The organism is Klebsiella sp. Ech2A, assembly GCF_030078455.1.
Lineage (GTDB): Bacteria > Pseudomonadota > Gammaproteobacteria > Enterobacterales > Enterobacteriaceae > Klebsiella > Klebsiella terrigena.
Genome location: NZ_JAQGFU010000211.1, coordinates 1 through 6,889, shown reverse-complemented (window position 1 = coordinate 6,889; position 6,889 = coordinate 1). Strand labels below are relative to the sequence as shown.

At 60.9% G+C, this 6,889-nt stretch carries 6 protein-coding genes and 1 pseudogene; 6 read left to right on the top strand and 1 reads right to left on the bottom strand.

Annotation, left to right across the window (positions count from 1 at the left end; all coding sequences use genetic code 11):
- Positions 1 to 418, bottom strand: a pseudogene (locus PFH44_RS23220) (pyruvate:ferredoxin (flavodoxin) oxidoreductase); the annotation flags it as partial.
- 422 nt (positions 419 to 840) lie between these two features.
- On the opposite strand from PFH44_RS23220, the gene nifH reads away from it, so the two are divergent.
- The 6 genes from nifH to PFH44_RS23190 all read left to right on the top strand — a co-directional run.
- Complete coding sequence (gene nifH / locus PFH44_RS23215; protein WP_045858133.1) at positions 841 to 1,722, top strand: nitrogenase iron protein; 882 nt, start codon at positions 841 to 843, stop codon at positions 1,720 to 1,722.
- A 16-nt stretch (positions 1,723 to 1,738) separates the two neighbouring features.
- Positions 1,739 to 3,187: a nitrogenase molybdenum-iron protein alpha chain gene (nifD, locus tag PFH44_RS23210; RefSeq protein WP_045858135.1), complete on the top strand. Its 1,449-nt coding sequence runs from the start codon at positions 1,739 to 1,741 to the stop codon at positions 3,185 to 3,187.
- Positions 3,188 to 3,242: 55 nt separating this feature from the next.
- Positions 3,243 to 4,805 carry a nitrogenase molybdenum-iron protein subunit beta gene (gene nifK, locus PFH44_RS23205; protein WP_283826288.1) on the top strand — a complete coding sequence of 521 codons (1,563 nt, stop codon included), beginning with the start codon at positions 3,243 to 3,245 and terminating at the stop codon, positions 4,803 to 4,805.
- Positions 4,806 to 4,844: 39 nt separating this feature from the next.
- Positions 4,845 to 5,063, top strand: a complete 219-nt coding sequence (gene nifT / locus PFH44_RS23200) for a putative nitrogen fixation protein NifT (RefSeq protein WP_045858138.1) — start codon at positions 4,845 to 4,847, stop codon at positions 5,061 to 5,063.
- A gap of 10 nt (positions 5,064 to 5,073) precedes the next feature.
- Positions 5,074 to 5,736 carry a NifB/NifX family molybdenum-iron cluster-binding protein gene (locus PFH44_RS23195; RefSeq protein WP_283826287.1) on the top strand — a complete coding sequence of 221 codons (663 nt, stop codon included), beginning with the start codon at positions 5,074 to 5,076 and terminating at the stop codon, positions 5,734 to 5,736.
- Positions 5,737 to 5,931: 195 nt separating this feature from the next.
- Positions 5,932 to 6,889, top strand: a 958-nt coding sequence (locus PFH44_RS23190) for a nitrogenase component 1 (protein ID WP_283826286.1), incomplete at its 3' end; no start/stop codon positions are given.

Sequence of the window (6,889 nt, the reverse complement as noted above, 5' to 3'; positions counted from 1 at the left end):
TCGCGCAGCCGGTCTGGCGAACCGCCATCACGTCCTGATGATCGCCGAAGATATTGAGCGAGTTGGTCGCCAGCGCCCGGGCGCTGACGTGAAAAACCCCCGGCAGCAGCTCACCGGCAATTTTGTAGAGGTTGGGGATCATCAGCAGCAGCCCCTGCGACGCGGTATAGGTGGTGGTGAGTGCCCCGGCCTGCAGCGCCCCGTGCACCGCCCCCGCGGCGCCGGCTTCCGATTGCATCTCCATTAAGCGCACCGGCTGGCCAAACAGGTTCTTTTTCCCCTGCGCCGCCCATTCATCGACGTTTTCCGCCATCGGCGTGGAGGGCGTGATCGGATAGATAGCCGCCACATCGGTAAAGGCGTAGGAGATCCAGGCCGCCGCGGCGTTGCCATCCATTGTTTTCATTTTTCCGGACATTGTTCATTCCTCGAAATTGTTCATTCCTCGAAGGTGAGAGGCATCTTCGCCGCATCAGCTGGCGGCAAACCCTGTCTGTGCCTCAAGCACGGCCCGTGCCAGCTCGCGTTTAGCAGAATAGTTTGTGTTAATTCAAAGGATTACGAGACACGCAGCGCGCGATGACGCGAAGAGATTGCGCGGAATAAGACACAATGCGCGACAAGCTGTTGAACAGCCGACAAATCGCCCTCTTAGTGGCTGGCTGAGCGGAATTGTTCTGTTTCGCACATTTGGTGGCTCTATTGTGCCGTTTTGTTTTACGGCTACCGCGGTCGAAAAAATTTAACCCGCTATTTATCAATTTGTTAACCTGATTGGCACGGCTGGTATGTTCCCTGCACTTATCTGGTGGCAAACACTCAACAACAGGAGAAGTCACCATGACCATGCGTCAATGCGCTATCTACGGTAAAGGCGGTATCGGCAAATCCACCACCACCCAGAACCTCGTCGCTGCCCTGGCGGAGATGGGTAAGAAAGTGATGATCGTCGGCTGCGATCCGAAGGCGGACTCCACCCGCCTGATCCTGCACGCTAAAGCACAGAACACCATTATGGAGATGGCCGCGGAAGTGGGCTCGGTGGAGGACCTCGAGCTCGAAGATGTCCTGCAAATCGGCTACGGCGACGTGCGCTGCGCGGAATCTGGCGGCCCGGAACCAGGCGTCGGTTGCGCGGGGCGCGGGGTGATTACCGCAATCAACTTCCTCGAGGAGGAAGGCGCCTACGAGGACGATCTCGACTTCGTGTTCTATGACGTGCTCGGGGACGTGGTCTGCGGCGGCTTCGCGATGCCGATCCGTGAAAATAAGGCCCAGGAGATCTACATCGTCTGCTCCGGCGAAATGATGGCGATGTACGCCGCCAACAACATCTCCAAGGGCATCGTTAAGTACGCCAAATCCGGCAAGGTCCGCCTCGGCGGCCTGATCTGTAACTCGCGTCAGACCGACCGGGAAGATGAGCTGATCGTGGCGCTGGCGGAGAAGCTCGGCACCCAGATGATCCACTTCGTGCCGCGCGACAACATCGTGCAGCGCGCGGAAATCCGCCGGATGACGGTTATCGAGTACGACCCGAACTGCCAGCAGGCCAACGAGTACCGCACTCTGGCCAACAAGATCGTCAACAACACCATGAAGGTGGTGCCGACGCCCTGCACCATGGATGAACTGGAGTCGCTGCTGATGGAGTTCGGCATCATGGAAGAAGAAGACGCCAGCATCATTGGTAAAACCGCCGCCGAAGAAAACGCGGCCTGAGCACAGGACAATCATCATGACCAACGCAACAGGCGAACGTAATCTCGCGCTAATCCAGGAGGTCCTGGAAGTCTTTCCCGAAACCGCGCGTAAAGAGCGCAGAAAGCACATGATGGTCAGCGATCCGCAAATGGAGAGCGTCGGCAAGTGCATTATCTCTAACCGTAAATCGCAGCCAGGGGTGATGACCGTGCGCGGCTGCGCCTACGCCGGCTCCAAAGGGGTGGTATTCGGGCCCATTAAGGATATGGCCCATATCTCCCACGGGCCGGTCGGCTGCGGGCAGTACTCGCGCGCCGGGCGTCGCAACTACTTCACCGGGGTCAGCGGCGTCGACAGCTTCGGTACCCTCAACTTCACCTCCGATTTTCAGGAGCGCGACATCGTCTTCGGCGGCGATAAAAAGCTCACTAAGCTGATTGAAGAGATGGAGCTGCTGTTCCCGCTCACCAAGGGCATCACCATCCAGTCGGAGTGCCCGGTGGGGCTTATCGGCGACGATATCAGCGCGGTCGCCAACGCCAGCAGCAAGGCGCTGGATAAGCCGGTGATCCCGGTGCGCTGCGAAGGATTTCGCGGCGTATCGCAGTCGCTGGGGCACCATATCGCCAACGACGTGGTTCGCGACTGGGTGCTCAATAATCGTGAGGGGCAGCCGTTTGCCTCCACCCCTTACGACGTGGCGATCATCGGCGATTACAACATCGGCGGCGACGCCTGGGCCTCGCGCATACTGCTCGAAGAGATGGGGCTGCGGGTGGTCGCTCAGTGGTCAGGGGACGGCACCCTGGTTGAGATGGAGAACACCCCTTTCGTTAAGCTGAATCTGGTCCACTGCTACCGTTCGATGAACTACATCGCCCGGCACATGGAGGAAAAGCATCAGATCCCGTGGATGGAGTACAACTTCTTCGGCCCGACCAAAATCGCCGAATCGCTGCGCAAAATTGCCGACCAGTTTGACGACGTCATTCGCGCTAACGCTGAGAAGGTCATCGCCAAATACGAGGGGCAAATGGCGGCGATTATCGCCAAATATCGCCCGCGGCTGGAGGGGCGCAAGGTGCTGCTCTATATGGGCGGCCTGCGCCCGCGGCACGTCGTTGGCGCCTACGAAGATCTCGGCATGGAGATCGTCGCCGCCGGCTATGAGTTTGCCCATAACGACGACTACGACCGCACCCTGCCGGACCTCAAGGAAGGCACCCTGCTGTTCGATGACGCCAGCAGCTACGAGCTGGAGGCGTTTGTCAAAGCGCTGAAGCCCGACCTTATCGGCTCCGGGATCAAGGAGAAATATATCTTCCAGAAAATGGGGGTTCCGTTCCGCCAGATGCACTCGTGGGACTACTCCGGCCCGTATCACGGCTACGATGGTTTCGCCATTTTTGCCCGCGATATGGATATGACCCTAAACAACCCGGCGTGGAACGAACTGATCGCCCCATGGCTGAAGTCTGCGTGATTGCCCATTTACTGTCCCGTTAGTTCACCGATTTGTGGCGCGGGAGGAGAACACCATGAGCCAAACGATTGATAAGATTGATAGCTGTTATCCGCTATTTGAACAGGACGAATACCAGGAGATGTTCCGCAGCAAGCGGGTACTGGAAGAAGCGCACGATGCGCAGCGCGTGCAGGAGGTTTTCGCCTGGACCACCACCGCCGAATATGAAGCGCTGAACTTTCAGCGCGAGGCGCTGACCGTTGACCCGGCGAAAGCCTGTCAGCCCCTCGGGGCGGTGCTCTGCTCGCTGGGGTTTGCCAACACCCTGCCCTACGTTCACGGCTCCCAGGGGTGCGTGGCCTATTTTCGCACCTACTTTAACCGCCATTTCAAAGAGCCGATCGCCTGCGTGTCCGATTCGATGACCGAAGACGCGGCGGTCTTCGGCGGCAACAGCAATATGAATCTCGGGCTGCAGAACGCCAGCGCGCTCTACAAACCGGAGATCATCGCGGTCTCCACCACCTGCATGGCGGAGGTTATCGGCGACGATCTGCAGGCGTTTATCGCCAACGCCAAAAAGGACGGTTTTGTTGATAGTAGCATCGCCGTGCCGCACGCCCATACGCCAAGCTTTATCGGCAGCCACGTCACCGGCTGGGACAATATGTTCGAAGGGTTCGCCAAAACCTTTACCGCCGGCTATGAGGGGCAGCCGGGCAAGCTGCAAAAGCTCAACCTGGTCACCGGCTTTGAGACCTATCTCGGCAACTTCCGCGTGCTGAAGCGGATGATGGCGCAGATGGCGGTGCCGTGCAGCCTGCTCTCCGACCCATCGGAGGTCCTTGATACCCCCGCCGACGGTCACTATCGAATGTATGCCGGCGGCACCACCCAGCAGGAGATGAAGGAGGCCCCGGACGCCATCGATACGCTGCTCCTGCAGCCGTGGCAGCTGCTGAAAAGCAAAAAAGTGGTGCAGGAGATGTGGAGCCAGCCGGCGACCGAGGTGGCGATCCCGCTGGGGTTAGCCGCCACCGACGAGCTGCTGATGGCCGTCAGCCAGCTCAGCGGCAAGCCGATTGCCGACGCCCTCACCCTTGAGCGCGGGCGGCTGGTCGACATGATGCTCGACTCCCACACCTGGCTGCATGGCAAGAAATTTGGCCTCTACGGCGACCCTGACTTTGTGATGGGGCTGACCCGCTTCCTGCTGGAGCTCGGCTGCGAGCCGACGGTTATCCTCAGCCATAACGCCAACAAGCGCTGGCTGAAGGCGATGAAGAAAATGCTGGAGGCCTCGCCCTACGGCCGCGACAGCGAAGTGTTCATCAACTGCGATTTGTGGCACTTCCGTTCGCTGATGTTCACCCGCCAGCCGGACTTTATGATAGGCAACTCCTACGGCAAATTTATTCAGCGCGACACCCTGGCGAAGGGAAAAGCCTTTGAAGTCCCGCTTATTCGCCTCGGCTTTCCGCTGTTCGACCGTCACCACCTGCACCGCCAGACCACCTGGGGCTATGAAGGCGCGATGAACATCGTCACGACGCTGGTGAACGCCGTGCTGGAGAAGCTGGACAACGACACCAGCCGGTTAGGCAAAACCGACTATAGCTTCGACCTCGTCCGTTAACCATTAGCCGCCCCGCGCAAGCGGGGCCTGGAGGGGCCTATGCCCATCGTGATTTTTCGTGAGCGCGGCGCGGATCTGTATGCCTATATCGCCAGGCGGGATCTGGAGGCGCGGGTAATACAGATTGAGCATAACGACGTTGACCGCTGGGGCGGCGCAATCTCGCTGGAAGGAGGCGGACGCTACTACGTGAGCCCGCAGCCGGAGCGGCCCACTTTCCCGATAAGCCTGCGGGCCACCCGCACTACGCTGATATAAGGAGCCGGTAATGTCCGACAACGATACCCTTTTCTGGCGCCTGCTGGCGCTGTTCCAGACGCTGCCGGATCTGCCGCCGGCGCAAATCTTAGACTGGCTGGCGCAGGAAAGCGGCGAGACCCTGACCCCGGAGCGCCTGGCCACCTTAACGCAGCCGCGCCTCGCCGCCGCCTTTCCGTCAACCACCGCCGTGATGTCCCCCGCCCGCTGGTCGCGGGTGATGGCCTGCCTGCGGGGCGCGCTGCCCGTTCATCTGCGCATCGCCCGCCCCGCGCAGCGGACGCCGCAGCTGCTGGCCGCATTTTGCTCTCAGGACGGCCTGCTCATTAACGGCCACTTCGGCCAGGGGCGCCTGTTCTTTGTCTATGCCTTCGATGAGCAAGGCGGCTGGCTGCACGATCTGCGCCGCTATCCGTCAGCGCCGGACCGCCAGGAGGCCAGCGAAGTGCGCGCCCGGCTGGTTGACGATTGCCAGCTGCTGTTCTGCCAGGAGATCGGCGGTCCCGCCGCCGCCAGGCTGATCCGCCACCAGATCCATCCGATGAAAGCGCCGCCCGGCACCGCTATTCAGGCCCAGTGCGAGGCCATCAACACCCTGCTGGCCGGGCGCCTGCCGCCGTGGCTGGCGAAGCGACTTCACAGGGATAACCCGCTGCAGGAGCGCGTCTTTTAACCCCTGTTATTTGCCCGTTGCCCGCTGACCCCGCGGGCTTTTTTTTCTCGCCCCCGCGCCACGATCCACAACATTCTCGTCCCATTGTGGGCTTTGTCGCAAAGCTAACAAGACTTTCTCGTTAAAAATCAATGTCCATCTCGTGGATCGCGAATTGCATTTCTACCATCATCCCCCACGGTCAACGAGGTCACTATGAAGGGAAATGAAATTCTGGCGCTGCTGGATGAGCCTGCCTGCGAACATAACCATAAACAGAAGTCCGGCTGCAGCGCGCCAAAACCCGGCGCCACCGCCGGCGGCTGCGCGTTCGACGGCGCCCAGATAACCCTGCTGCCCATCGCCGACGTGGCGCATCTGGTGCATGGCCCCATCGGCTGCGCCGGCAGCTCATGGGATAACCGCGGCAGCATGAGCTCCGGGCCGACTATTAACCGGCTGGGGTTCACCACCGATCTTAATGAGCAGGATGTGATCATGGGCCGCGGCGAACGCCGCCTGTTTCACGCGGTTCGCCATATCGTCACCCGCTACCGCCCGGCGGCGGTCTTTATCTACAACACCTGCGTGCCGGCAATGGAGGGCGACGACCTGGAGGCGGTTTGCCAGGCCGCGCAGACCGCCACCGGCGTGCCGGTTATCGCCATCGACGCCGCCGGTTTTTACGGCAGCAAAAACCTCGGCAACCGGCTGGCCGGCGAGGTGATGGTCAAGCGGGTTATCGGCCAGCGCGAACCGGCCCCCTGGCCGGAGGCATCCCCGTTCGCCCCGGAGCATCGCCACGATGTTGGCCTGATCGGCGAATTTAATATTGCCGGGGAGTTCTGGCACATTCAGCCGCTGCTCGATGAGCTGGGGATCCGCGTGCTCGGCAGCCTCTCCGGCGACGGCCGCTTCGCCGAAATCCAGACTATGCACCGGGCGCAGGCCAATATGCTGGTCTGCTCGCGGGCGCTAATCAACGTCGCCAGAGCGCTGGAGCAGCGCTACGGTACTCCGTGGTTCGAAGGCAGCTTCTACGGAATCCGTGCGACCTCCGACGCCCTGCGTCAGCTGGCGGCCCTGCTGGGCGATGACGACCTGTGCCGCCGCACCGAGGCGCTGATTGCGCGCGAGGAGCAGGCGGCGGAGCTGGCGCTCAGGCCGTGGGCCG